Annotated in this window: 24 protein-coding genes, 1 tRNA gene and 1 riboswitch; of the genes, 10 read left to right on the forward strand and 15 right to left on the reverse strand. The window is 67.4% G+C overall.

Annotated elements, in window-relative coordinates; translation table 11 throughout:
* Positions 1-15: 15 nt before the first annotated feature.
* From galK to G1H11_RS06965, 11 genes are all read right to left on the reverse strand, one after another.
* The gene (galK, locus tag G1H11_RS06915) at positions 16-1,230 is read right to left on the reverse strand and encodes a galactokinase (protein WP_163817406.1); all 1,215 of its coding nucleotides are present in this window, start codon (positions 1,228-1,230) and stop codon (positions 16-18) included.
* Entirely contained in the window at positions 1,227-2,192 is a 966-nt protein-coding gene (gene galE / locus G1H11_RS06920) for a UDP-glucose 4-epimerase GalE (RefSeq protein WP_163817408.1), read from the reverse strand. The genes galK and galE overlap by 4 nt, the downstream gene beginning before the upstream one ends.
* Positions 2,189-3,268: a galactose-1-phosphate uridylyltransferase gene (gene galT, locus G1H11_RS25155; protein ID WP_163817410.1), complete on the reverse strand. Its 1,080-nt coding sequence runs from the start codon at positions 3,266-3,268 to the stop codon at positions 2,189-2,191. The genes galE and galT overlap by 4 nt, the downstream gene beginning before the upstream one ends.
* On the reverse strand, positions 3,265-4,119 hold the full coding sequence (locus G1H11_RS06930; RefSeq protein WP_163817412.1) for a DeoR/GlpR family DNA-binding transcription regulator: 855 nt from the start codon (positions 4,117-4,119) through the stop codon (positions 3,265-3,267). The genes galT and G1H11_RS06930 overlap by 4 nt, the downstream gene beginning before the upstream one ends.
* A gap of 129 nt (positions 4,120-4,248) precedes the next feature.
* Complete coding sequence (gene mnhG / locus G1H11_RS06935; protein ID WP_163817414.1) at positions 4,249-4,599, reverse strand: monovalent cation/H(+) antiporter subunit G; 351 nt, start codon at positions 4,597-4,599, stop codon at positions 4,249-4,251.
* The gene (locus tag G1H11_RS06940; RefSeq protein ID WP_163817416.1) at positions 4,599-4,868 is read right to left on the reverse strand and encodes an MrpF/PhaF family protein; all 270 of its coding nucleotides are present in this window, start codon (positions 4,866-4,868) and stop codon (positions 4,599-4,601) included. Before G1H11_RS06940 ends, mnhG begins: the two co-directional genes overlap by 1 nt.
* Entirely contained in the window at positions 4,865-5,434 is a 570-nt protein-coding gene (locus G1H11_RS06945; protein WP_163817418.1) for a Na+/H+ antiporter subunit E, read from the reverse strand. Before G1H11_RS06945 ends, G1H11_RS06940 begins: the two co-directional genes overlap by 4 nt.
* Positions 5,427-7,040 carry a Na+/H+ antiporter subunit D gene (locus G1H11_RS06950; RefSeq protein WP_163817861.1) on the reverse strand — a complete coding sequence of 538 codons (1,614 nt, stop codon included), beginning with the start codon at positions 7,038-7,040 and terminating at the stop codon, positions 5,427-5,429. The genes G1H11_RS06945 and G1H11_RS06950 overlap by 8 nt, the downstream gene beginning before the upstream one ends.
* Positions 7,040-7,519, reverse strand: coding sequence for a Na(+)/H(+) antiporter subunit C (locus G1H11_RS06955; protein ID WP_163817420.1), 480 nt, complete (start codon positions 7,517-7,519; stop codon positions 7,040-7,042). Before G1H11_RS06955 ends, G1H11_RS06950 begins: the two co-directional genes overlap by 1 nt.
* Positions 7,516-10,476 (reverse strand): Na+/H+ antiporter subunit A, encoded by a 2,961-nt coding sequence (locus tag G1H11_RS06960; RefSeq protein WP_163817863.1) that lies wholly within the window; start codon positions 10,474-10,476, stop codon positions 7,516-7,518. Before G1H11_RS06960 ends, G1H11_RS06955 begins: the two co-directional genes overlap by 4 nt.
* A gap of 285 nt (positions 10,477-10,761) precedes the next feature.
* Positions 10,762-12,480, reverse strand: a complete 1,719-nt coding sequence (locus tag G1H11_RS06965) for a phosphoglucomutase (protein ID WP_163817422.1) — start codon at positions 12,478-12,480, stop codon at positions 10,762-10,764.
* 142 nt (positions 12,481-12,622) lie between these two features.
* On the opposite strand from G1H11_RS06965, the gene G1H11_RS06970 reads away from it, so the two are divergent.
* From G1H11_RS06970 to G1H11_RS06985, 4 genes are all read left to right on the forward strand, one after another.
* Entirely contained in the window at positions 12,623-13,921 is a 1,299-nt protein-coding gene (locus tag G1H11_RS06970) for a hemolysin family protein (RefSeq protein WP_425501183.1), read from the forward strand.
* An 81-nt stretch (positions 13,922-14,002) separates the two neighbouring features.
* On the forward strand, positions 14,003-15,019 hold the full coding sequence (gene trpS / locus G1H11_RS06975) for a tryptophan--tRNA ligase (RefSeq protein ID WP_163817424.1): 1,017 nt from the start codon (positions 14,003-14,005) through the stop codon (positions 15,017-15,019).
* Positions 15,020-15,023: 4 nt separating this feature from the next.
* The gene (locus G1H11_RS06980; RefSeq protein WP_163817426.1) at positions 15,024-15,671 is read left to right on the forward strand and encodes a 2'-5' RNA ligase family protein; all 648 of its coding nucleotides are present in this window, start codon (positions 15,024-15,026) and stop codon (positions 15,669-15,671) included.
* Positions 15,668-16,927: a YhjD/YihY/BrkB family envelope integrity protein gene (locus G1H11_RS06985; protein WP_163817427.1), complete on the forward strand. Its 1,260-nt coding sequence runs from the start codon at positions 15,668-15,670 to the stop codon at positions 16,925-16,927. Before G1H11_RS06980 ends, G1H11_RS06985 begins: the two co-directional genes overlap by 4 nt.
* 19 nt (positions 16,928-16,946) lie before the next feature.
* On the opposite strand, the gene G1H11_RS06990 is transcribed toward G1H11_RS06985, so the two are convergent.
* The gene (locus tag G1H11_RS06990; RefSeq protein WP_163817429.1) at positions 16,947-17,480 is read right to left on the reverse strand and encodes a MarR family winged helix-turn-helix transcriptional regulator; all 534 of its coding nucleotides are present in this window, start codon (positions 17,478-17,480) and stop codon (positions 16,947-16,949) included.
* 82 nt (positions 17,481-17,562) lie between these two features.
* On the opposite strand from G1H11_RS06990, the gene G1H11_RS06995 reads away from it, so the two are divergent.
* The gene (locus G1H11_RS06995; protein WP_163817431.1) at positions 17,563-18,312 is read left to right on the forward strand and encodes a methyltransferase domain-containing protein; all 750 of its coding nucleotides are present in this window, start codon (positions 17,563-17,565) and stop codon (positions 18,310-18,312) included.
* Positions 18,313-18,446: 134 nt separating this feature from the next.
* Here the strand turns inward: G1H11_RS06995 and G1H11_RS07000 are convergent, their stop codons facing one another.
* From G1H11_RS07000 to G1H11_RS07010, 3 genes are all read right to left on the reverse strand, one after another.
* Positions 18,447-19,070 (reverse strand): TetR/AcrR family transcriptional regulator, encoded by a 624-nt coding sequence (locus G1H11_RS07000; protein WP_163817868.1) that lies wholly within the window; start codon positions 19,068-19,070, stop codon positions 18,447-18,449.
* A gap of 190 nt (positions 19,071-19,260) precedes the next feature.
* Positions 19,261-20,592: a magnesium transporter gene (gene mgtE / locus G1H11_RS07005; RefSeq protein ID WP_163817433.1), complete on the reverse strand. Its 1,332-nt coding sequence runs from the start codon at positions 20,590-20,592 to the stop codon at positions 19,261-19,263.
* 326 nt (positions 20,593-20,918) lie between these two features.
* Positions 20,919-21,093, reverse strand: a riboswitch (M-box (ykoK) riboswitch).
* A 139-nt stretch (positions 21,094-21,232) separates the two neighbouring features.
* Positions 21,233-22,267 carry an acyl-CoA desaturase gene (locus G1H11_RS07010; protein WP_163817435.1) on the reverse strand — a complete coding sequence of 345 codons (1,035 nt, stop codon included), beginning with the start codon at positions 22,265-22,267 and terminating at the stop codon, positions 21,233-21,235.
* 237 nt (positions 22,268-22,504) lie between these two features.
* Here G1H11_RS07010 and G1H11_RS07015 point away from each other — a divergent pair, with 237 nt between their 5' ends.
* The 5 genes from G1H11_RS07015 to G1H11_RS07035 all read left to right on the forward strand — a co-directional run bounded on the left by G1H11_RS07015 (position 22,505) and on the right by G1H11_RS07035 (position 26,081).
* Complete coding sequence (locus tag G1H11_RS07015) at positions 22,505-22,681, forward strand: type I phosphoribosyltransferase (protein WP_163817437.1); 177 nt, start codon at positions 22,505-22,507, stop codon at positions 22,679-22,681.
* Between the two features lie 2 nt (positions 22,682-22,683).
* Positions 22,684-23,367: a hypothetical protein gene (locus tag G1H11_RS07020; protein WP_216843524.1), complete on the forward strand. Its 684-nt coding sequence runs from the start codon at positions 22,684-22,686 to the stop codon at positions 23,365-23,367.
* A 20-nt stretch (positions 23,368-23,387) separates the two neighbouring features.
* Positions 23,388-23,459, forward strand: a tRNA-Gln gene (locus tag G1H11_RS07025).
* 172 nt (positions 23,460-23,631) lie between these two features.
* The gene (gene glmU / locus G1H11_RS07030) at positions 23,632-25,107 is read left to right on the forward strand and encodes a bifunctional UDP-N-acetylglucosamine diphosphorylase/glucosamine-1-phosphate N-acetyltransferase GlmU (RefSeq protein WP_163817439.1); all 1,476 of its coding nucleotides are present in this window, start codon (positions 23,632-23,634) and stop codon (positions 25,105-25,107) included.
* Positions 25,104-26,081, forward strand: coding sequence for a ribose-phosphate diphosphokinase (locus G1H11_RS07035; RefSeq protein WP_163817441.1), 978 nt, complete (start codon positions 25,104-25,106; stop codon positions 26,079-26,081). Before glmU ends, G1H11_RS07035 begins: the two co-directional genes overlap by 4 nt.
* Positions 26,082-26,241: the final 160 nt, after the last annotated feature.

Here is a 26,241-nt window from a genome sequence, read left to right on the forward strand (position 1 = left end):
CTTGGCAACGGCGAGCTACCGGGAGGGGCGGCGGGCGGAGGCGCCGGCCGACGGCACAACAGTGAACGTGTGCGGCTCGGTGAAGCCGCGCCGGGCGAACGCCTCGCGTACGGCGTCGCCGACGACGTGGTCCTGGTCCGTGTCCACCAGTGCGATGATCGATCCGCCGAAACCGCCGCCGGTCATCCTGGCGCCCAGCGCCCCGGCTTCTAGCGCCGCGTCGACGGCGACGTCCAGCTCAGCCACCGTGACCTGGTAGTCATCCCGCAGCGACACGTGCGACGCCGTCAGCAACGGGCCGATGTCGCGGACCCGCCCTGCGCGCAGCAGCCCCACTGTGTCCAAGACCCGCTGGTTCTCCGTCAGGACATGGCGCACTCGCCGGCGCATCACTGCCACGTCGTCCGCGGGAGCCTCGTCCGCGTCGGCCCGAGCCGGCGCCGAACTGTCGGCGTGCGCGCTGGGAGGGGACAAGCTGATGGACGGGGTGGACAACACCCGGTCGAGACGGCTCAGCACGTCGTCGACCGGATCGTCCTGCACGTCGCGCAGTGAAGAGACGCCGAGCCGGTGCGCAGCCTCCTCGCAGGTCCGGCGCCTCGCTCCGTACTCCCCGTCAGCGTGCCGGTGCGGCGCACGCGTGTCCACGATCAGCAGTTCGAGGCCGGCGCCGGACAGGTCGCACGGAACCTGCTCCGCTGTCACAGAGGCGGCGTCGAAGAGAACGACGTGCCCGTCTCTGCCGTGCATCGACGCCATCTGATCCATGGCGCCGGTGGGAGCGCCAACGTAGCCGTTCTCGGCCTGTTGCCCGAGCAGAGCCATGGTGCTGGGCTCGAGCTTCAGACCGGCCAAGGAGTCAAGGGCCACCAGCACTGAGCATTCCAGGGCCGCCGAGGACGACAGTCCGGCGCCGGTGGGGACGTCGCTGTCGATGCGCACGTCCGCGCCCGGAACGTCGTGCCCGACCTGCCGCAGCGCCCAGAACACACCGGCTACGTAGGCGGCCCAGCCCGTGACGTCGCCGGGAACGGTGTCGACGCCGAACTCGGTGGGTTCCATGCCGGAGGCCGACGACGAGACACTCACGGTGCCGTTGTCGCGTGCGGTGACCGACGCCGTCGTCCGCTGCGGTATGGCCAGAGGCAGCGCGAACCCGCCGTTGTAGTCGGTGTGCTCGCCGATCAGGTTGACCCGGCCTGGCGCGGAGCCGGTCACTGTCGTGGTCATCGGCCGGCCTCCCGCATGAAGGCCCAGGCGTCGGCAACGATGCGGTCTAGATCGTGCTCGGCACGCCAGCCCAGGTCGGCGGCGATCCGCTCGGCGGAAGCGACGAGCACCGGGGGGTCTCCCGGACGACGGTCCTTGTCCACCACGGGAACAGGATGGCCCGTCACCCGGCGCACCGACTCGATCACCTCGCGCACCGTGTACCCGGTACCCGATCCGAGATTGTAGATGCGGTGAGCGCCTGCCGCGTCCGGCTGGCCGGTCCAGTCCAGGGCCAGCAGGTGGGCCCGGCCGAGGTCCTCGACATGCAGATAGTCGCGCACCGCCGTGCCGTCTGCCGTGGGATAGTCGGTGCCGAACACCGCGACGGAATCTCGGCGGCCGGCCGGCACAGCCAGCACGTTGGGAATCAGATGTGACTCCGGGTCGTGCCGCTCGCCATGCCGGCCATGAGCACCTCCGACGTTGAAATACCGCAGGCTCACCGCCGCCAGGCCGTGTGCGGCGGTCTCCCCGCTGAGCGCGTGGTCCACGGCCAGCTTGGTGTGCCCGTACGGGTTGATGGGCACGGCCGGGGCGTCTTCGCGGATCGGTGTCGTGGCCGGCTCGCCGTAGGTGGCGGCGGTAGAGGAGAACACCAGCCGCCGCACGCCTCGAGATCGCATCGCGTCCAGCAACCGCAGCGTTCCCGCGACGTTGTTCCACCAGTACAGCTCGGGCTCGGCGACGGATTCGGCGACGAGAGACTTCGCGGCGAAGTGCAGGACGGCGTCGAAGGAGGTGTCCAGCACGTCGGCGGCGTCGGCGATGTCGGCCTCGACGAACGCCGCGCCGTCGGGAACGGCGTCGAAGTGTCCCGTGGACAGATTGTCCACAACGACGACGTCATGGCCGGCGGCCACCAGCTGGGATCCCACGACCGAGCCGATGTAACCGGCACCTCCGGTGACCAGGAGCTTCACGAGCGGACCTCCGCCCTGCGGAGCCGGTCCGCGACGTCCTCGGGCAGGACGTCGGTGATGAACGCGCCCATCGCCGACTCGGATCCCGCGAGGTATTTCAGCTTGTCGGCCGCACGCCGGATGGAGAACAGCTGCATGTGCAGGTACCCCAGCTCCCGGCCAGCGTGCACCGGCGCCTGGTGCCAGGCCGCGATGTAGGGCAGGGGAGCGTCGTAGAGCGCGTCGAAGCGGCGCAGCACATCGAGGTAGACGGCGACGAAGTCGTCGCGTTCCTCGCCGGTGAGCGCCGGGATGTCCGGCACCTGCCGGTTCGGGTACAGGTGGACCTCGACCGGCCATCGGGCGGCGGCCGGCACGAATGCGGTCCAGTGCTGGGAGGCGACGATCACCCGCTCCCCGGCGCGCTCCTCGGCCAGGATGTCCGCGAAGAGATGGCCGCCGCTGGTGTCCTGGTAGCGGCGAGCGTTCTCCAGCATCCGGGCGGAGCGCGGCGTGACGTACGGATACGCGTAGATCTGCCCGTGCGGGTGAGAGAGCGTGACGCCGATCTCCTCGCCCCGGTTCTCGAAGCAGAAGACCTGCTCCACACCGGGGAGAGCGGAGAGCTCGGACGTCCGGTCCGCCCACGCGTCGACGACGAGCCGGGCCTGAGCCTGACTGAGGGTGGCGAACGAGGCGTCGTGCCGGCTGCTGAAGCACACCACCTCGCAGCGACCGGTGCCCGCACGCACGGGGACCAGCTCACTGCCCGGGGGCGTGTCCGCGGCAGCCATGGACAGGCTCGGGAAACGGTTCTCGAAGACGACGACGTCGTAGTCCGGTGACGGTACTTCGGTCTGCTTGCCGTCCCGGGAGGGGCACAAGGGGCACAGATCGGCCGGTGGCAGGAACGTGCGGGTCTGCCGGTGTGAGGCCATCGCCACCCACTCGCCGAGCAGGGGGTCGTAGCGCATCTGTGACGCCGTGCTCACCTGCGGCAGCTCGCGCGGGTCGTCGAGCCGGCGCGTGGCGTCGTCCGCCAGGTCGAAGTAGATGATCTCGCGGCCGTCCGCGAGCCGGGCTGGTGTCCGTTTCACGAGTCTCCCTGGATGGCGTCAATGGCGTGCGCTGGTTTCGCGTTGACCGGGTGCGTGTCGGGGGGCAGGGCGACGGCAGGCCCCGGAGCGAGGACGAGCTCGGCGACCTCATCGCCGAGGGTCTTTCGGGCGTCGTGGGGCAGAGCGTCGTCGCTGACGAGTACGTCCGCCTGATCGAGGCCGGCGATGGTGCTCAGGCCGACGGTGCGCCATTTCGTGTGATCGGCGAGGACGACGAGCCGTTGCGCGGCGCTGACCATCGCCCGGTTGGTCTCGGCCTCGAGGATGTTGGGCGTGGTGAATCCGGCGCCCGGATCCATGCCGTGCACGCCGAGGAAGACGAGATCGACATGGAGCTGGCGCAGCGCCGAGACAGCCACCGGGCCGACGAGGGCGTCGGACGGGGTGCGTACACCGCCGGTGAGCACGACCGAGGTGTCCGGCGACGGTGAGGCGTGGAAGACGTCGGCGATCTGGATGGAGTTGGTGACCACGGTGAGGTTCGGCACCGCGCTGAGACGGCGGGCGAAGGTCCAGGTGGTGGTGCCGGCCGAGATCGCGATGGCGGCGCCAGGAGAGACCAGGGCGGCGGCCGCCTGGGCGATGGCCTCCTTCTCCGCCTGCTGCCGGACCGACTTCGCCGCGAAGCCGGGCTCGTCGGTGCTGGGCGCGCGACGAGCGGTGGCTCCTCCGTGGACCTTGTCGAGTGCATCTCGGTCTGCCAGGACGTCGAGATCGCGCCGGATGGTCATCTCGGAGACGTCGAGGAGAACGGCGAGGTCGGTGACCCGGGCTGCGCCGCGGTGTGCGACCTCATGCAGGATGCGGGACCGCCGCTGTTCCGCCAGCATCGAACATCACCTCCCATTGACTGCCAGATCAAAACAATATCGCACATAAACAAACCTGGCTGAGCTCGGGTGGCACGGACTTAGTAACGCGTCAGTGAAATGTCTCGGAAGATATGCCCAGGAGGCCGCTCATGGCCGCTCGCCGTCCGTGCCCGCCAGTTCGTCGACCGCGATCGCCTCGTCGGAGAAGTATCGCCGCCGGTACGCGGACCGGGCCACCATGTGCGCCGCCACGGGCGCGGTGAGCAATTGGAACAGCGCGACCGCCAGCAGCATGCCGATCACTGATGGCTCGCGCAGGCGAAACGCCAGCGCCAGAAGGATCAGTAACATCCCCAGGGTCTGCGGTTTGGTCGCGGCGTGCATGCGGGTCAGCACGTCGGGAAACCGGAGAGCCCCGATCGCGGCGACGAGGGAAAGGGCCGTGCCGGCGAGGAGCAACACGGCGGAGACCGCGTCTGCGGCACCGGTCCACGTCATCAGTCGTCATCCCGTCGAGGCCCGGCCGCGAACCTGGCCACGGTGGTGGAACCGATGAAGCCGACCAGAGCGAGAACCACCAGGATCGGGATCGTGCTGGAGTGCTGGTTGAGAATGGCTTCGATCGCGATCCCGCCGACACCGATAGCGGTGATCACATCAAGCGAGATGATCCGGTCGAGAGTGGTCGGACCGAGTGTCATCCGGGTGAGCGCCAGCAACGCGGCGGCTGTCAGCATGACGGCGGCTGCGATGATCGCTACGGTCATTGAGGACGTCCTTCCCTCGCCGCGCGCGCGTAATCGGCGAGTTCCGCATCCGATCCGAACGCGCGTATCAGTCGGCCTTCTTGTTGCAGTGCCGTGCGCCGGGCTCGCTCGATGTCGTCGGAGGTCTCGGCGCCAAGCACGTGCAGATACAGCGTCCAGGAAGACCGGTCCGCCTCCACGACGACGCTGCCCGGGATGAGCGAGAGCAATTCGGCCGTCAGGACCATGTACAGGTCGGACCGGGCGCGGAGATCGACCCGGATGACGGAGCTCTTGGGCTGCTTGCCGATCCGTAGCGCCAGCCGGGCCACGTCCAGGCTTGCCAAAGCGAGATCGATATAGAACCGGGCAACCAGGCGAAACAAGCCCACCGGGCGGAACCGGCCATTGAACGCGATAGGCGGCAGCGGAAACACCAGGATCACAACGACCGCGACGATCAGCCCGGACAGCACGTTGCCGACACTGAGCTCACCCCACAACAACACCCACGCGGCGGTCAGCCAGAGCACCACCGGCCACTGCAGTGCTCGTTTGCGACGTGCGACGCGCTTGAGTTCACTCATCGCCGGCATCTCCGAGCACTGCTTCGATGTACGGGGTGCGCTCGCGCAGGTCACGTGCGGCGTCGTCGGTCAGCGCAAAGAGCGGCCCGGCGACCAGGGTCAATGCCGTGCTGAAGAGGACCAGGGCGGCGGCTGGTGCGGCCATGGCCAGCCGGACAACCCTGCTCAACGAGACTTTGAGATCCGGACGTGCCGTCTGCATCCGGGCCGGCTTGCCGTGTAGATCGGTCACGTCCCGCAGCGCGCCACCAGCCGCACGCGATTCCAGCGGAAGAGGCGCGTCGTCAGTGGCCCGTGGCTGCCAGAATGCCCGGTTCCATACCTTGGCCATGGCGTACAGGGTGAGCAGGCTTGCGGCCACGCCCCCGGCAACGAGCAGATACGCGAGCCATGATCCGTCGTCGACGCCCGCTTGGATGAGCCCGAGCTTGCCGAGAAAACCGGAGAACGGCGGAATACCCGCCAGGTTCATTGCGGGAACGAAGAACAGAATGGCGAGAATCGGTGCGCGGCGTGCGAGCGACCCGAGCTGATCAAGCGCGGTGCTGCCGCCCACCTGGTCGATCAGTCCCGCGACCAGGAACAAGGTGGTCTGGATGGTGATGTGGTGCGCCACATAGAAGATGGCGGCAGAGAGCCCGGCATCGGTGGCCAGCGCGATGCCGAACACCATGTAGCCGATATGGCTGATCAACGTGAACGAGAGCATTCGCTTGATGTCGGACTGTGCGATGGCCCCCAGAATTCCGATGATCATTGTCAGCAAGGCCACCCACATCAGCAATTCGGTGAGCGGACTGCCAGGAAACAGAAGCGTCTGTAGGCGGATGATCGCGTAGATGCCCACCTTGGTCAGCAACCCGGCGAACACGGCGGTGACAGGTGCGGGCGCTGTCGGATAGCTGTCCGGAAGCCACGCGGACAGCGGGAAGATCGCGGCCTTGATGGCGAACGCGATGAGGAGCATCAACTGGAGAGCGAGCCCGACCGCGGTAGGAAGATCGCCGAGCCGTTCACTGAGCTGAGCCAGGTTCACGGTTCCGGTGGCGGCGTATACCAACGCGATGGCTGCGAGAAAGATGATCGACGAGACGAGGCTGACGATCACGTAGACGGTCCCGGCGCGGATGCGCGCCCCGGTTCCCCCCAAGGTGAGCAGCACATAGCTCGCCACCAGAAGGACCTCGAACCCGACATAGAGGTTGAACAGGTCCCCTGAGAGGAACGCGTTCGAGACCCCGGCCACAAGCACGAGAAACGTCGGGTGAAAAACGGACAGCGGCGTCTCCCGGCCGTACTCGCCCACGCCCTGCCCAAGGGAATAGACCAGCACGCATAGCGCCACGATCAGCGAAACCAGCAGCATCAGGGCGGAAAGCCGGTCCGCCACCAAGGAGATGCCGATCTCAGCCGGCCAGCCGCCCACGTGCATCGCGAGCGGGCCGCTCGCATGCGTGTGCACCAGCAGGATGCAGGCGACAACGGCGGTGATGGTGAGGACCACCAAGCTGACGATGCGCTGCGCACGGGCGGATCGGCCCAAGGCGAAGGCCAGACCGGCGCCGAGTAGCGGCAGCACCACCGGTAGCGGCAGCAATGCGTTGATCACGATGTTCCCCGATCGCCAGAGCCGTCGGGCTGGCTCGACGTGACGTCCGGCACATCGCTGCCCTCTTCGTCGAGAGTGCCGCCGGCACTGCGGTCGTAGCTGGCCGATGCTTCGTCCATCTCGGCAAGCCGCCGGATGAGCGCGTCTTCGACGTCATCCTGCACGTCGTCGTGCTGGTTGAGTTGCCAGCTGCGGTAGGCCATCGCCAGGACGAACGCCGAGACTCCGAGTGTGATCACGATCGCGGTGAGGACCAGAGCTTGCGGCAACGGATCGCTGATCTCGTCGGCGGCGTTGCTTCCCAGAAGCGGGGCCTTGCCGGCCGGACCGGAGGCCACCAGGAACAGGATGTTCACGCCGTTGCCGATCAACAGGATGCCGACGAGAACACGAGTGAGACTGCGCTCCAGGATCAGGTAAACACCCGCGGCGAACAGGGCGCCCACCACGATGGTCAGAACGACGTTGGTACTCATGCCCCAGCTCCCGGCAGGTAGGGCTCCGGCTCCGCGGGGCGTGGGCCGGCGGGCTCGTCGTCCGCGTCCGCGTCGTCGCTACGGCCGGCATCGGATGCGTCGTCGTTCTCGTAGTCGCTGTCGATACCGCCGCCGAGGCTGCGAAGCATGTCCAGCACTAGGCCGATGACCACGAGGTACACCCCCACATCGAAGAAGAGTGAGGTGACGAAGTGCACGTGCCCGATCAGCGGCAGGTCCAGGTCGATCAGCACGCTCTGCAGGACTTCACCCCCGAACATGAGCGGAATCAACCCGGAACCAGTGGCGATGAACAGACCGATGCCGAGCACCAGGCCGGCGTCCACCGGTGCCGCCGCGTTGAGCTCGCGGCGACCTCCCGCGACGTAGCGCACGGTGAGTGCCAAGCCGGCCACGAGTCCTCCCGCGAAGCCTCCACCGGGATTGTTGTGGCCGGTGAACAACAAGTAGATCGAGAAGATCAGGATCGTGTGGAACAGCAGGCGGGTGACGACCTCCACCACCAGCGATCGCCGATCCGGGGCCATGACCTGTGACGTCGCCAGCCAACGTGTCCGCGTCGGCTGATCGGTGGTGCGGAAGCGGGGGACCTGCGACGTGTCGAGCGACGTGCGCCATCTACCCGAGCGGCCGGTGATGAGGAAGATCAGACTCGCGACTCCGGTCGCGGCTACCACGAGCACCGAGATCTCTCCCATGGTGTCCCACACCCGGATGTCGACCAGCGCCACGTTGACGACGTTCTCTCCTCCGCCGTAGGACACCGCGGGTCCGGGATAGCCTTCCGAGACCGGCGCCTCGGTGCGCGACGACGCTGCGGCGAAGGTCAGCGTCGCCATGACGAGGCCGACCAGCACACCGACGGCCATGCGCCACCACCGGCTTGCCGTGAGCGGGCGGTCGGAGAAATACGTCGGAAGCTTGCGCAGGACCAGCACGAAGATCACTAGGGTGATGGTCTCCACCAGAATCTGGGTCAGCGCGAGGTCTGGAGCACCGTGAAGGACGAAGAGCAGGGCCGCGCCGTAGCCCACGACACCGGTGAGGATGACCGCCTTGAGTCGCCGCCTGGAACGTGCGGCGCCGATCGCCGCGATCACGATCACGGCGCTGACGACGGCCTGGGCCGGGGTGTCCCACCAGTGCAGGGCGCTCCAGGAGTAGTTCACAGCAAGCAGTGCTGTTCCTGGGACTGTGATGACCACAATGAGGATCACGGCGATGTACACCGGCAACGACCCCCGCTGCGTCGCACCCGTGATCGACACCGCCAGCCGGTCGAGGTTGCGCATCATGGCGCGATAGCCGGCCTCCGCATCGAGGCGGGGCGCCAATCTGTGCTGGACTCTCTCTACTGCGACTCTGCGGTGGAACAGCATCAAGCCGATGATGAGCGACAGCACGGACAAGCCGAGGGCGAGATTGAACCCGTGCCAAAGCGACAGGCTGGAACTATGTCCATGGCTGGGGAACAGCTCGATGTACGGGCGCAGCAGCCGGGTCTCCACCGCTCCCGCGAAACCGACGGCCAGGCCGGCCAGCGCCAGCAGGACGGATGGTGCGACGAACCCCACGGCCGGGGTCTTGCATTCGCCCGCCGGCTCGCCCGCGGCGTGCATGCCGTCCTTGCGGGCGAATCCTCCCCACAGGAATCGGGCGCTGTAGGCGACCGTCAGGGCGGAGCCGATGACGAGCCCTGCCAGGGTCGCCCATGAGGCCGCCGCGGGCATGCCCGCCTCGCCGTTCACAAACGCCTCGTATGCGGTCTCCTTCGCGACGAACGCCGCGAGCGGAGGGAGCCCGGCCATCGACCCGGCGGCGAGCACCGCCGCGGCGAAGGCGACCGGCATTCTCGACCACACGCCGTTGAGCCGGCGGATGTCTCGGGTGCCCGTACAGCGGTCGATCACACCCACGAGGAGGAACAATGCCGCCTTGAACAAGGCGTGCGCGAGCAGCATCGCCAGCCCTGCCAGCGCGGCCACTTGGGTTCCCGCGCCGGTCAAGACCATGAGGAAGCCGAGCTGGCTGACCGTGCCGTACGCAAGCAGCAGCTTCAGGTCGTTCTGGCGCAGGGCGCGCAGCCCGCCCAGGATCATGGTGGCTACGCCCAAACTCATCAACGTCGGACGCCACGGGGTGACATCGGCGAACGCGGGGGCGAGCAGGGCCACGAGGTAGACGCCGGCCTTCACCATCGCGGCCGCGTGGAGGTAGGCGCTGACCGGTGTGGGTGCGGCCATCGCCCCGGGCAGCCAGAAGTGGAAGGGTACGAGGGCGGATTTCGACACCGCCCCGGCCAGCAGCAGCATGACGGCAACGGTGACGGCCGTGCCGGACGGGGGAGCGGCCAGGATCGCGGAGATCCGGTACGTCCCGGAGATTTGGCCGAGCATGACGACGCCCACCAGCATCGCGAGGCCGCCCGCGGTCGTGACGATCAGCGCCTGCATGGCCGCGCGGCGGTTTGCCCGACGCTCCGGGTTGTGCCCGATCAGCAGGTACGACAGGACGGTGGTGAGTTCCCAGAAGACGTACAGGAGGATGAGGTCGTCGGCGAGGACCAGGCCCAGCATCGCGCCGGCGAACGCGGTGAGGACACCGGCGAACCGCTTGGTGCCGTTTGCGCCGGGCCGGAAATAGTACGCGCAGAAGACGAGCACGAGCGCGCCGACACCTGTGACCACAAGCGTCATGAGCCAGGACAGCGCCGACAGGCGGAAAGACAGGTCCAGTCCCACGGAGTCGATCCACGTGCGGTGCTCTTCTACAGCGCCGCCACGTTCGCCGGTGACGGAGTTCGTCTGGGACAGCGCCCAGACGAACGCGCCGGCCGGAATCACAGCCAGCACTGCGAACGCGCGCCGGTCGAGCGCTCGCACCAGGGCAGGAGCAGCCACCGCCGCAACGATGTGTGCCGCGATCAGGGCGAGCATCGTCATGCGAGTGTCCGGGCGTGGGCGCGGTGCCTTCGGCCGGGCCGCCGACGTGACTCAAAGCGTCGCGGCGGCACCGAACGCGACGCCGGTTCTGGATATGTCAAAGGAGGCAATGCTTGTCCGCTGTCGTGGGTGGTGAGCGATTCAGCCGCGCGGCAGGGGCGAGCGGGACGTGCCAGTTGGATTATATCGTGCCATTTCTGCTGGACACGGCCCGGGGGTTGCCGTACCGAATCGACCTCACTCAGCGCTCAGTGCGCAGGGGCGACGGCGAGGAGCCGGTCAGTCGCCGAGAGCGGCGCCGACGACGGCCCGCGCCTCCTCCTGGATACGAGCCAGGTGCTCCGCCCCCTGGAAGCTCTCGGCGTAGATCTTGTAGACGTCTTCGGTGCCTGATGGGCGCGCCGCGAACCAGCCGGACTCCGTCGTGACCTTGAGGCCGCCGAGCGCCGCGTCGTTCCCGGGAGCCCGGGTGAGCTTGGCCGTGATGGGCTCACCTGCCAGCTCGGTGGCGCTCACCTGTTCCGGGGAGAGCTTGGCGAGGACGGACTTCTGCTCACGGCTGGCCGGCGCGTCCACCCGGGCATAGACGGGATTGCCGTGCCGTTCGGTGAGCGCCTCGTAGCGCTGGCTCGGCGTCAGCCCGGTGACTCCGATGATCTCCGCCGCCAGCAGGCAGGCGATCAGGCCGTCCTTGTCGGTACTCCACACCCGCCCGTCGCGACGCAGGAACGACGCGCCGGCGGACTCCTCGCCGCCGAACCCCACGGAGGCGTCCAGCAACCCGGGAACGAACCACTTGAACCCGACCGGCACCTCGATCAAGGGCCGCTCCAGCGCCGCCGCGACACGGTCGATCATCGACGAGCTCACCAGCGTCTTGCCGACTCCGGCAGCGTCGGGCCAGTCGTCGCGGCGGCTGAACAGGTAGTCGATTGCGACCGCGAGGAAGTGGTTCGGGTTCATCAGGCCCGCGTCGGGCGTGACGACGCCGTGCCGGTCCGCGTCGGCGTCGTTCCCGGTCGCGACGTCGAACTCACTCCGGCGACCGATCAGCGACGCCATCGCCGACGGCGACGAGCAGTCCATCCGGATCTTGCCGTCCCAGTCCAGCGTCATGAACCGCCAGGTCGGGTCGACGAGTGGGTTGACCACCGTCAGGTCGAGCCGATGCCGTTCGGCGATGGCGCCCCAGTAGTCCACGGATGCGCCGCCCAGCGGGTCGGCGCCGATCCGCACGCCGGCCGAGCGGATCGCGTCGAGGTCGACGACGGAGGGTAGGTCGTCGACGTAGATGCCCATGTAGTCGTACGTGGAGGTGGTCTCGGCGGCCAGCGCTCGCTGGAGCGGGATCCGCCGCACCCCGTCCAGGCCGGCCTCGATATAGCGGTTCGCCGTCGACTGGATCCACCCGGTGATCTCCGACCCGGCCGGTCCGCCGTCCGGCGGGTTGTACTTGAACCCGCCGTCCGAAGGCGGATTGTGCGAGGGCGTGACCACCACGCCGTCGGCCCGGTTCATCCCCGCGTCCAGGGCTGCCACAGGCATGCCGGTGGCTCCTGCGGCGGCGGCCATGGCGGAACTCTTCTCCGCGGAGGCGAGCCCGGCGTTGTGCCGAAGGATCGCGTGCGACACGGCGGGCGTGGGCGTGTACCGGCCCGCCTCGTCGATCAGCAGCGTGACCTCGTTGCCCGCGAACACCTCGATCGCGGTGGCCCACGCGGGCTCGGACAGTGCGTGGGTGTCCTTGCCGAGGAACAGCGGGCCTCCGATGCCGTTCTCCCGCCGGAAGTCGCAGATCGCCTGGGCGGTCGCGGCGATGTGAGCCTCGTTGAAGGCGGTGTCGAATGCCGAGCCGCGGTGCCCCGACGTGCCGAAACTCACCTGCTGTGCGGGGTCGCCGGGGTCTGGGCTGGCGGTGTAGTACGCGGTGACCAGGCGAGCGACGTCGACGAGATCGGATGGCTCGGCCGGTTGGCCCGCACGCGGATGGTTCGGCATCGGGACACTCCTTCGGATGCGGCGACGGGACGCTTCGACCAAGCTTCGCACGGGCGCGGGTCTGGGATTCGATGCGCTCCTTGGCCCAGGCTCGCTGACTTTTCCGGCGCCCCGTTCCGCTCGAGCTCTAAGATTCGACAGTGTGAGCCAGAGCATGCTCGTCAGCGCCGGTCTCGTCCTGCTCTTCGTCCTGATCGGCGGAGTGTTCGCGGCTACCGAGCTGGCGCTCGTCGCGCTGCGCGAAAGCCAGCTCGAGCACATCGCGCAACAAGGCAAGCGAGGTGCGCGGGCCGCGGCCCTTGCCCGCAACCCGAACCGGTTCCTGTCCGCCGTGCAGATCGGCGTCACCCTCGCGGGGTTCTTCTCGGCCGCCTACGGGGCGTCGGCACTCGCGCCGGAGATCGCTCCCACGCTGGAGAGCGCCGGCCTGTCCGGGGGCCTCGCCTCGACGGTCGCGTTCATCGGCGTCACCGTGCTCATCGCCTACCTCTCCCTGGTCCTCGGCGAACTCGTGCCGAAGCGCATCGCCCTGCAACGAGCTGAAGGTGTGGCGCGCGTGGTGGCGGCTCCCCTGGACCGGTTCGCCACCCTGATGCGGCCGGTCATCTGGCTCCTCTCCGCCTCGACCGACGTCGTCGTCCGGTTGCTCGGCGGTGATCCTGGGGCTCGCCGTGAAGAGATGAGCGACGAGGAACTGCGTGAGCTGGTCGCCGCGCACAAGGGCCTGAGCGACGAGGAGCGGCGCATTGTCGAGGACGTCTTCGCGGTGGGTGACCGGCAGCTCCGGGAGGTCATGCTGCCCCGGACGGAAGTCGACTTCCTGGGTGCCGGTGTCCCGGTGGAAGAGGCGATCACGCTCGCCTCGCGGATGCCCCATTCGAGGTACCCCGTGTTCCGGGACTCGGTCGACGACGTCGTCGGCTTCGTGCATGTCCGCGACCTGTACGAGGCGGCGCCATCCACGCGTGACATCCAGGTAGGCGAGCTGGCCCGGGAGGTGCTGGTGCTGCCGGGCACCAAGCGGGTGCTGCCGGCACTGTCGGAGATGCGCAGGCAGGGGGCTCATCTGGCGATCGTCGTCGACGAGTACGGCGGGACGGCGGGAATCGCGACGCTGGAGGACCTGGTCGAGGAACTGGTCGGCGAAATCTGGGACGAGTACGACGAGCACCATGCCGAAGAAGACACCGGGCAGGCGACGGCCGGTGGGGTGGCCTACGTCGACGGCCTGCTCAACATCGAGGACTTCGCCGACGAGACCGGGGTGAACCTGCCGGAGGGGCCGTATGAGACGGTCGCCGGCTATCTGGTGTCCCGGCTCGGCCGGCTGCCGGAAGTGGGGGATGTGGTCGACGTCGGCGATGCCAGACTGGAGGTGCTCGCGCTCGACGGCCGCCGGGTTTCGCGCTTGCGGGTTCATGCCGAGTTCCCTGGTGGCTGAGACCTGCGGTGATACTTCCGTGACGGCCAACTCGACAGTCTCCGCACACAACAGTGGACCGAAGCTGCCAGAATGGGTGTCATGACCAGCAACCGCCCGCGCGTGTTCTCCGGAATGCAACCGACCAATGCGTCCCTGCACCTCGGCAACTACCTGGGCGCGTTGCGGCAATGGGCGGCGATGCAGGATGACCACGACGCCTTCTACTGCGTCGTCGATCTGCACGCCATCACCGCTGGCCACGACCCCGCCGAGCTGCGTGAGCGCAGCCGGGTCACGGCGGCCCAGTACATCGCGGGCGGGGTGGACCCGGAACGCAGCACGCTGTTCGTTCAGAGCCACCGGCCCGAGCACGCGCAGCTCGCCTGGGTCCTCAGCTGCATCACCGGGTTCGGTGAAGCCAGCCGGATGACGCAGTTCAAGGACAAGTCCGCCCGGCACGGCGCCGACGCCACCACGGTCGGACTGTTCACCTATCCGGTGCTGCAAGCCGCGGACATCCTGCTCTACAACGCGGACTTCGTTCCGGTCGGGGAGGACCAGCGCCAGCACGTCGAGCTGACCCGGGACGTCGGCGGCCGGTTCAACTCACGGTTCGGGGAGACGTTCGTGCTGCCCAAGCCGTTCATTCCCGAGGCGACGGCGAAGATCTACGATCTGCAGGACCCGACGGCCAAGATGAGCAAAAGCGTCGCCGGAGCCGGACTGATCGAGCTCCTCGACGACCCCAAGGTAATCGAGAAGCGGATCAAGAGCGCCGTGACGGACACCGGACGCGACGTGCTTGCAGACCGGGAGAACAAGCCCGGAGTGACCAATCTCCTCACCATCCTGTCCGCTCTGACCGGGCGCCCGATCGCGCAGATCGAGCAAGACTTCTCCGGGCGGGGGTACGGTGACTTGAAAAAGGAGGTCATCGCAGCAGTGTTGGATGTTGTGCTTCCGTTCCAGCAGCGCGTGCGTGAGCTGCTCGATGATCCAGCCGAGCTGGATGCCCTGCTCGCACGCGGAGCAGAGAAAGCGCAGGCCACCGCTGAGCCCATGTTGCGCCGCGCCTACGAGCGAGTCGGATTCCTCGCGCCGATGACGGCGCGGTGAACTGGTGGATCCCGCACCCGAGACTCAAGGTCGCACCATCGGTGTCGCCGTACCGGTGCCCGAGCCCTACGGCAGCGAATTGCAGGACTGGCGCCGCTCGTTCGGCGATCCCCTGGCCGATGCGATCCCCTCACATATCACCCTCGTCCCGCCGACGGAGCTCGAGGACGGTTCGGACGAGCATTACGACCAGATCCTGACGCACCTGCGCAAGGTGGCGGAGAGCTTCCCGGCGTTCCGGGTGCACCTGCGCGGCACGGCGACCTTCATGCCGGTCTCGCCGGTGGTCTTCGTGGCCCTCGCCGAGGGAATCTCCGGATGTGAGCGGCTCTCCTTCGCCATCCGTACCGGCCCGCTGGCCGTCGAGCTGTCTTTCCCGTACCACCCGCACGTGACGGTGGCGCACTACCTTCCGGAGGACGCCATGCGCTCGGCGTTCAAGACGCTTGCCGGGTACGAGGCAGTCTTCGACGTCAACGCGTTCAGCCTGTATGAGCATGGCGCGGACGGGTTCTGGCGCCGGGAGTGCGACTTCGAATTGACCGCCGACGGCGACCCGGTCGCCGAGCGCCGCGGCGGTGAAGCGCGGCTGAAGGCCGCCAAGCGAGTGGTGGCAGGAGGAAAGCCCGCTCCGGAGGGGCCGACGGGGTGATCGCGCGCGTTCGAGCACTCGTCGCCCGTGTCAAGAAGCTCGCAAGCCGCGCCGAATCTCTGTGGCAACGCCTCCAGCCGACGCTGCCGGTGCGCGCATGGCGGCGCTACGGAGATCTGCGAGGCGACCGGCTGGCCGGTGCCGCGAGCTTCTACGGCTTCGTATCCCTGTTCCCGCTGCTGTTGTTGTCTGCCGCCATTGCCAGCCGCGTGGCCGGCAGGACGGGTATCGCCACCATCCAGGATCTGGTCAACGAGAACCTGCCCAATCTCGAGATCGAGGTCGGCCGGTTCTACGAGAACGCGGGCGCCGTCGGTGCGGTCAGTTTCGCCATTCTGCTCTTCTCCGGGCTGCGATGGGTCGACTCGATCCGGGCGGCCGTGCGGTCGATGTGGGGCATGGACGACAAGCCCGGCAACCTTGTGGTCCGCAAACTGCTCGACATGGTCTCGTTGGTCGGACTCGGCCTGCTGCTCGTGACCTCGTGGGCCATCAGCGTGCTGGTCCGTCAGATGACCAGGCAGTTGCTGAGCTGGCTGGGCATCGACGGCTCGATCGGCACTGGCACCCTCGAACTGGTCGGTGCGGGGCTGTCCATCGCGGTCAATACCTTGCTTTTCGCCTACCTGCTGGCCGGGCTGCCGCGGATCCGGGTACCGGCACGGGAGCAGATCATCACCGCGCTCTTCGGCGCGGTGGTCTTCGAGATCCTGAAGACCTTCCTGGTCGAGTACGTCGTCGGCGCCGGCACGGCCTCGTCGTATGGCGCGTTCGCCACCCCGGTGATCGTGATCGCGTGGATCTATATCGTCACCCGCCTGCTCATGGTGCTGGCTGCCGTCACCGCGGAGAGCGCGATCGATCTTCTCGAGAGGGAGGAGCGGGCGGCGGAGGCGGGAGCCCCGGCCGTCGTCGTCGAGGGCGCCATGGGCAGCGCGACCGCGGCCCGCGCCATCGTGGAAGCCGAACGCGATGAGGACGCCGGCAGCCGCGAGGGAAACGGCGCCGGGGGTACCCGCGCTGGGGGAACTCACGCCGCGGGAACCCGTGCCGGGGGAGCGCGTGCTGGTGGTGCGCGTATGGACCGGGAGGCCGCTACGGACTCCGCCGTCACCCGGGCCCGCGCGGTGGGTGTTGCGGCCGGTGCAGTGCTCGGCGTCACCGGCATGGGATTCGCTCTGCTCCTCGTCCGGGCATTCCGTGCCGCGCGAGAGCTCGTCGCCTCCGGACGCCGGAGCGACCGGGGAAGCGACTGACCGGCGCTCGCCGGGACAGCTAGCCGGCGGTGTCGTCGAAGGGGATCACCACGGCGCGCAGAAGCGTCGCCAGCATCGCCTGATCCTCCGGGGTGACGTTGGCGAGGATCGTCCGCTCATGCGCGAGGAGTCCGTCGAGCGCGGCGTCCACAGCGGCCCGGCCGGCATCAGTGAGAGCGACCTTGACGGCGCGTCGGTCCTGATCGTCGCGGCGCCTGGTGACCAGGCCGCGGGCGGTCAGTTTGTCCACACGTGCGGTCATGGTGCCGCTGGTCACCATCGTCTGCGCCAGCAGGGTGCCCGGTGAGAGCTCGTACGGAGCGCCGGAGCGCCGCAGTGCGGCGAGGACATCGAACTCCCATGGCTCCAGCCCGAGCGCTGCGAACGCTGAGCGCCGGGCCCGGTCCAGATGACGGGCGAGCCGGGTGACTCGGGAGAGCACCTCCATCGGGGATACGTCGAGCTCCGGGCGCTCTCGCCGCCAGGCCTCGACCAGCCGATCAACCTCGTCAGTCGTCACGTAGAGCACGATACGTGTCAAGAATCTTGACATCAAGGCATCTCGGGTTCCATGGTTTATCTTGAAGTCGAGATAAATCCGTCGCGCGGGTGACGCAGAACTGAAGGAGTCGGCCATGTGGGATCCGGACCAGTACCTGACCTTCGCCGATCAGCGCAGTCGCCCCTTCCACGACCTTGTGGCGCAGGTCCGGCCCGGACCGGTTCGCCACGTCGTCGACCTGGGCTGTGGGCCGGGTGGCTTGACCGCTGGACTGGCGGCTCGCTGGCCAGGGGCGCGCATCGTCGGCGTCGACTCGTCGGCCGAGATGATCGAGCGGGCCGGCCGGTACCACGGCGCGGAGTTTGTCCATGCCGACCTGCGGAGCTGGGAACCGGACGGGCCGGTCGACGTCCTGCTCAGTAACGCCACGCTGCAGTGGGTCTCCGGGCACCTCGGCATGCTTGCGCGGCTGGCCTCGTTCATCGCCGCCGGCGGTTGGCTGGCGTTCCAGGTACCGGCCAACTTCGGCGAGCCGAGCCATGTGGAGCTGCGTGACCTGGCCGCGTCGCCCCGGTGGGCGGGTCGGCTGGAGGTGACCTGGCCCGCGGCCCACGAACCGGAGGAGTACCTGGACGCGCTACTTGACCTGGGCCTGGCCGCCGAGGTCTGGGAGACCACCTACCATCATCTGCTGCCCGGTCCCGACGACGTCCTCGAGTGGGTGCGTGGCTCGGCCCTGCGGCCGGTTCTCGATCTGCTCGACGACGACGAGCAGGCCGAGTTCACCGAGGCCTATCGGGCCCGCCTGCATGCGGCGTACCCCGTGGGTGTGCACGGAACACTGCTTCACTACCGACGCGTGTTCGCCGTCGCCCACCGGTGAGCGGCCGGGCGGCCCGCCCGCGCCTTCCGCCCCATCCACCGCCGTGTCCTCCAAATGATCATGTAAACCATGTTTTCTCGTGCTTCACCATGCCTGCAGCCCTGGTGAAGCACGAGAAAACATGGTTTACATGATCATTTGGGAGGGGGCGGCGGCGGGGAGGGGGTGCCGTTGAGGGTGGGACTCTGTTCCAGGCCGGCGAGGCCGTTCCAGGCGAGGTTCACCAGGTGCGCGGCGACTTCGTGCTTGTCCGGGGTTCGGACGTCGAGCCACCACTGGCCGGTCAGCGCGACCATGCCGACCAGCATCTGCGAGTACATGGGCGCGTACTCGGCATCGAACCCGCGGGACGAGAACTCGGCGGCGAGCAGGTACTCGACCTGACTGGCGGCATCGGAGATCAGGCTGGCGAAACCGCCGATGGACTGCGCCACCGGTGAATCACGCACCAGGATGCGGAACCCATCCGTGGACGTCTCGATGTAGCCCAGCAGCGCCAGCGCGGCATGCTCCAGCAGCACCCGGGGATGGGTGTCCGAGCCGAGGGCGTTGGTGATGCTGTCGAGCAGACGCTCCATCTCCCGGTCGACGACCACCGCGTAGAGGCCTTCCTTGCCGCCGAAGTGTTCATAGACGACGGGCTTGGAGACTCGTGCGCGAGCGGCGATCTCCTCGATCGAGGTGCCGTCGAAGCCTCGCTCCGCGAACAAGGTTCGCCCGATGTCGAGAAGCTGCTCCCGGCGTTGTTTCCCGGTCATCCGGATTCGGTTGCCTGCCGCGTTCGGATCTGCGGCGTCGTCGGTGTCCACACCCCCATCATGCCGGGCGGGGGTGTGCCGCGCCGCAGGCGCGGCCAGCGACGCAGCGGCGGGTCGCGGCACAGAGGCACGACGACGCACCAGGAAGCGTTCCCCGGGGCCCGAACGACGGGGCTGGCGTGCAGGGCAACTAGATGCCCAGGATGGCGCGGGCGGTGAGGAAGTAGATGATCAGCCCGGTGGCGTCGACCAGGGTCGCGACCATCGGCGCCGACACGACCGCGGGGTCGATCTTCAGCTTCTTCGCCAGCAATGGCATGGATCCGCCGACGATCGCCGCCCAGGTGCACACGGCAAGCAGCGATATGGCGATGACGATGGCCAGATCGAAGTCGGCGAATATGGTGCCGATGCCGATGCCGATAGTGGCCAGCACCACGCCCAGGATCGCGCCCACGCGTGCCTCCCGCCACAGCACCCGCGGCAGGTCCCGGATGCGGACGTCACTGAGTGCCAGCGCGCGCACCACCGAGGTGGCCGACTGGGCACCCGTGTTCCCGCCGGCGCCGGTGATCATCGGAATGAACAGGGCAAGGGCGGTGACCTCGGCCAGATTCTCCTCGAAGAAGTCCAGCACGTTGATGGTCAGGATCGCCGCGACGAAGAGGAGCAGGAGCCAGGGGGCCCGGCGGCTGGCCAGCTGGCGGATGCTGACCAGGAGGTACGAGCCGGCCAGTGGCTCGGAGCCGGACTGCCGGTAGGCGTCTTCGGTGTCCGCGGCCTCGATCACCTCGACGGCGTCGTCGATGGTGAGAAATCCGAGCAGGCGGTCTTCGCTGTCGACGATCGGCAGGTCGAGGAGGTTCGCGTCGCGCATCAACCGGGCGGCTGCCTCCGCGTCGTCGGTGGCTCGTGCCGACACGTACTCTTTCTCGGCCAGGCCGTCCACGCGTCGCCCCGTGTCGGCTGTCACCAGGTCCCGGAGTGAGGCGATGCCCACGAGGCGGCGGCCGTCGTCTACCACCGGAAGGGTGTAGACGGTCTCGGCGTTCGCGCCCTTGGTGCGCACGACGTCCAGAGCCTCGGCGACGGTCAGGTTGCGGTGGATCGCGACGACCTCAGGGGTCATCATCCGGCCCACGGAACCCTCCGGGTAGCCCAGGAGAGCGGCGGTCATCTGACGCTCGTGCGGGCTGAGACCGGCGAGAACCCGGCGAGCGACCTTGGCCGGCAACTCGCCGATCAGCCGGGCACGGTCGTCGGGGTCCATCCCCTCGACCAGTTCGCTGAACGCCCGGTCACGCAAGCCGGCCAGGATCTCCTGCTGGTCCGAGGGGTCGAGTTCCTCGAACACAGCCAGCGCCTTGCCTTTGTCGAGCAGGCGGAACACCAGCGCCATCCCGGCGGCGTCGACACGAATAAGCTCATCCGCGATGGCGTGTGGCGGCTGAGCGCTGAGCCAATCCTTCAGATAGGGGAGGTCCTGCTCCTTCAGCATGTCAAACAGTTCGTCGACGCTCATGGTTCACCGCCCAGGGGGTTTTCGGACATGCGCTGGTGGGACCAGGCACGTCACAGTGCTAAGTCAATAATCGATTCCCGCGTTGAGCTTCTGCCTCATGTGCCGGCCGCGGCGTGGCACCATGGATCACCGTGCCACCCAGGGCATCGATATGTCAGGTGAACGACACCGAGAGGGGAGGGCAACTATGGCTCGGCTCACTGTCGGTCATAGATGATCGACGACGCATAGCCTCCACCTCCTTCGGATCGCGCGGCACGACTCAGCGAGGGAGCACAGGAGAGGCCGGAGAAGCGCAGACGAAGGGCACCGTGGCACGACGGCCCGGCGTGTTCCCAACGTCAGAGCTTCAGCACTGAGCATCTAGACGGCCGACGACCGCCAGTCTGCGTTAAGCCGGACCTTGATTCGGCCACGGCCTGTTCAACCCGTTGGAATCTCTCGATCTTTCCGGGCAGCAGACACGTACTTGCTCAGGAGCCTCACCTAACGGGACACCCACTGGTTGTGAAACCTATCTGAGGTTACCTGTCACGAGCGATCACGTCAAAGGCACATGAACCCGCTGACGAGGCACGAGAGGCGACGGCGAAGGCCGCCAACCTGGCAGGCCGGCGGCCAGCGTCAGCACCGATTGCTGTCAGGGAGCGATGAGGGTTTTCTCGCCGCCGTAGTCGTCGACCCGCTTTCCCTGGATTCGCTCGGGACTCGGCCACCGGACGTCGTAGGCCCAGCCGAACTTCTCGAAGATCCGGATGATGCGCGCGCTGGAGTCGATCTGCCCCTTCAGTACACCGTGCCGTGCGCTGGTGGGGTCGGCGTGGTGCAGGTTGTGCCACGACTCTCCCATGGAGAGGAAGGCCAGCCACCAGACGTTGCCGGACTTGTCGCGGCTGTCGAACGGACGCTCGCCCATGGCGTGGCAGATCGAGTTGATGGACCACGTCACGTGGTGCAGCAGGCCGATCCGGACCAGCGTGGCCCAGAAGAACGCCGTCAGCGCACCCTGCCAGGACCAGGTGACCAGTCCGCCGACGAGTGGCGGGAAGAGCAAGGAGAACGCGACCAGTGCGGGGAATGCCTTGTTGATCCGCTGGATGTCCCGGTCTTTGAGCAGGTCAGGTACATACTTCTGCTGGTCGGTGCGCTCGACGTCGAACATCCAGCCCATGTGGGCATAGAACATGCCCTTGACCAGTGCCGGGACGCTGGTGCCGTAGCGCCACGGCGAGTGCGGGTCGCCATCCTTGTCGGCGTACTTGTGGTGCCGGCGGTGGTCCGCCACCCAGCGGGTCACCGGCATCTCGATGGCCAGGCTGCCCGAGATGGCCAGAGCGATCTTCAGGCCGCGGTTGGCCTTGAACGCCCGGTGGGTGAAGTGCCGGTGGAAGCCGACGGTGATGCCGTGTCCGGCGACGACGTACATGACGACGGCCAGCACGATATCCAGCCAGCTCAGCCAGCCGCCCATCCAGGCCACCGGAATGGCCGCGAGGATGGCGAGGAAGGGAAGTCCGATGAACAGGGCGAGCGTGATACGCCGCCCGGTGGAAGGGGTCTCGCCCTCATGCGCCCCGTAGGTGTTGAGCCCGTTGCCATTGGCTGCGGAGGCATCAGGCTCGGAACTCGATGGCCGCGGGGTGCTGGACTGGGTTGCGGTATCGGTAGAAGCCATGACCGGCCCTCCGGGTGCTTAGGGGTACCTTTCCTACGCAACCGTAACCTACGACACCGTAGGTACTGAAATATCGAGACCGATCGAGCGCACCACGTACACGTCGTACAGCTCTCGTCTCGGTGGGGTACCCCCTCTGTGCGCTGCTATGCATCCGGCAGCGTTCGCTGGACTGCCGTCAAGGGCGGACTAGAACACAGGTTTGAATTTATGCCTGCGTACAGGTATTATTTGTCCATGGGTACGCGGTTGATTGATGACGAAGAACTGGTGAGCAAGATTCGCGCGATGCGTGAATCCGGGGCTACGTACGCCCAGATCAAGTCGGAACTCCATGTCAGCGCCAGCACCATCAGCCGGGTGATGGGCGTCTACGGCGCGGGGAGGGCCGACCGAGAATTCCGGAGGACGTGAGGGTGCGCGCTCTGGAGTTGCGCCGTGCCGGGCAATCCGTGCCAGAGATCGCCGAGGAGCTTGGCTTGGCCCGAAGCACGGCCTGGTTGATCACTAAAGAGGTGGCGTGGGAGCCGACGCCTGACCGGATGGCTCAGGCCAAGCGCGCGGCCCGCATGCGGTGGGATCGCTACAAGGCCAGACAGTCGGAACAGCGCGAGCGGATCCTGAATGAGATGGTGGGAGAGGTCGGTGAGTTGAGTGAGCGCGAGCTGCAGCTGATCGGCGCGGTCATGTATTGGGCGGAGGGCTCGAAGAGGAAACCGTGGAACTTGACGGAGACGCTTGATTTCATCAACAGTGATCCGGATGTGATCAGGCTTCACCTGGCCTGGCTCCGGATGATGGGTGTGTCCGATGATCGGCTTCGCTTTCGGGTCCACATTCATGAATCTGCGGATGTGCCTGCCGCGGAGCAGCATTGGGCCGACGTCGTCGGGGTTCCCTTCGACGGTTTCGCGCGGACAACCCTGAAGAGGCACAATCCGAGAACAGTTCGGAAGAACATCGGAGAGGCGTATCGGGGTTGTTTGATCATCCGGGTCTCGAAGAGTTCGAGGGAGTATCGATCGATGGATGGCGTGTGGCGAGGGATCTGTAAGGCCATCGAGAGGCGTGGGGTAATCTCGAGCCAGTTGAATTCGTGATCCGCGGACTTGACAAACTCTCCCGGGTAGTGTAATGGCAGCACGCGGGCTTTTGGTGCCTGTAGGTAGGGGTTCGAATCCTCTCCCGGGAGCTTGGTTCGAATCCCCGCACAACTTGGGACCGTCGCCGATCATCGCTGTGATCTTGAGGATCATCGTCAGCGCTCATCGGTTGGGCGTCTTTCACGGCGAGTTCGTGCGGCAGGCGATGGGGGAGTATCGTCAAGGACGTTCCCACCCGCCGATGTTCAGGAGCGCGCCCGCGTGTCTACGCGTCCCGCAGCTGTCATCGTCCTCGCCGCTGGCGAGGGCACTCGCATGAAGTCATCGCTTCCCAAGGTTCTGCACGAGCTAGCCGGAAGAACCCTCGTCGGCCATGCCGTGGCGGCGGCGCAGTCGCTGGAGCCGGACCATCTTGCCGTGGTGATCGGGCACGGCCGTGATCAGGTCGCTGCGCACCTTGCCGACGTGGCGCCGCGGGTCACCACCGCAGTCCAGGACAAGCAGCTCGGTACGGGCCATGCGGTGCAGTGCGCCCTGGAGACGCTGCCGGAGCTGGAAGGCGTTGTCGTCGTCACCTACGGTGACGTGCCCCTGCTCTCCGGCGCGACTCTCGACGAGCTCGTCGACGCGCATGTCAACGCCGGCAACGGAGTCACCGTGCTCACCGCCGAGCTCGACGACCCGTCGGGATACGGGCGGATCGTCCGGGACGATGACGGCGGCGTGGCCCGCATCGTGGAGCACAAGGACGCCGACGCGGACACGCTGCGGATCAAGGAGTTCAACTCCGGCATCTATGTCTTCGATGCCGACGTCCTGCGCACCGGGCTGGGCCGGCTCACCACCGACAACGCCCAGGGAGAGCTGTACCTGACCGATGTACTCGGGCACGCGCGGGCGGACGGCCGCCGCGTGGGCGCACTCGTCACCGAGGATGTGTGGCAGACCGAGGGCGTCAACGACCGCGCGCAGCTCGCCGCGCTCGGCCGTGAGCTGAACCGGCGGATCACCACCGGCCTGATGCAAAGCGGCGTCACCATCATCGATCCCGCCACGACGTGGATCGACGTCACGGTCGCGGTCGACGCCGACGCCATCCTCCGTCCCGGAGTCCAGCTGCACGGGAGCACTCGCGTCGGCGCGGGTGCCGAGGTCGGGCCGGACACGACGTTGCGCGACACCGTCGTCGGCGCCGGAGCAAGCGTGGTGCGGACCCACGCGATCGGAGCACAGATCGGCGCCCGTGCCACTGTCGGCCCGTTCTCCTATCTACGGCCGGAGACCACGCTGGGTGAGAAGGGCAAGATCGGCGGGTTCGTCGAGACCAAGAAGGCCAGCATCGGAGCCGGCTCGAAGGTGCCGCACCTTTCCTATGTCGGTGACGCGACCATCGGCGACGGCGTCAACATCGGCGCCGGCACCATCGTCGCCAACTACGACGGCGTCGCCAAGCACCACACCACGATCGGCCACCACACGTTCGTCGGCAGTGACTCCGTGCTCGTGGCACCGGTGGATCTTGCCGACGGAAGCTACGTCGCGGCGGGATCCACTGTGACGTCCGGCACGGAGCCGGGCGAGCTTGCGGTCGCCCGTGCACGTCAGCGCAACATCGAGGGCTGGGTGGAGCGCAGGCGCGCCGGAACCCCCACGGACGAAGCTGCACGGCGGGCGAAGGCAAGGCACACTGACCACATGGCAGAAGGCGACAGCAGCATCGAGGGGAGCGACCAGTGAACGGCCTACGGGCAAGCGGTACGAAGATGCTGATGCTGTTCGGGGGGCGGTCTCACCCCACGCTCAACGACGAAGTCGCCGAACGGCTCGGGGTGGACCTGGTGCCCATGAGGGCATATGACTTCGCCAACGGCGAGCTGTACGTCCGCTTCGACGAGAGTGTCCGCGGTTGCGACGCGTTCGTCCTGCAGAGCCACACCGCTCCGATCAACGAGTGGATCATGGAGCAGCTCATCATGGTCGACGCCCTCAAGCGGGCATCGGCCAAGCGGATCACCGTGGTGATGCCGTTCTACGGATATGCCCGGCAGGACAAGAAGCACCAGGGCCGCGAGCCCATCTCCGCGCGCTTGGTGGCCGACATGTTCAAGACCGCGGGCGCACACCGGCTGATGGCCGTGGATCTGCACACGGCACAGATCCAAGGGTTCTTCGACGGGCCGGTCGACCACCTGTGGGCACTGCCACTGCTCGCCAACCACATCTCCGAGCGGTACGACTCGGGCAACATGACCGTCGTCTCACCCGATGCCGGCCGGGTGCGGGTGGCCGACGTCTGGGCGGACCGGCTGGGCACGCCCCTGGCCATCATCCACAAGAGGCGCGACCCGAACGTCGCCAACCAGGTGAAGGTGCACGAGGTGGTCGGTGAGGTCGCCGGACGCACCTGCCTGCTCGTCGACGACATGATCGACACGGCCGGCACCATCACGCAGGCCGCGGAGGCGCTGATCGCCAACGGCGCGCGGGACGTCCTGGTCGCAGCTACGCACGCGGTGCTCTCCGGGCCCGCCGTAGACCGCTTGAAGAACTCCGGGATCCGCGAGGTGGTAGTGACCAATACGCTGCCAATTCCGGCGGACCGGCACTTCGACACGCTCACCGTCCTGTCGATTGCGCCGCTGCTGGCGCGGGCGATCCGTGAGGTCTTCGAGGACGGTTCGGTCACGAGCCTCTTCAACGGGAACACCTGACGTCCCCCCGGTTAGCGTTTGGGTAACGAGGACAGGTAGAATCGCGTGGTTGCCTCGGCGAGGGCGCTCTTCGAATGAGCTCCGTGATCGACGCGGTGCGCTTCCGGCGCGCGCTCGTCGCCGTAGCCACCACTGACGCCTGTAGATCACCCACCGCCCG

Origin of the sequence: Phytoactinopolyspora alkaliphila (assembly GCF_010550695.1) — a bacterium.
In the GTDB taxonomy this organism is placed as follows: Bacteria; Actinomycetota; Actinomycetes; order Jiangellales; family Jiangellaceae; genus Phytoactinopolyspora; species Phytoactinopolyspora alkaliphila.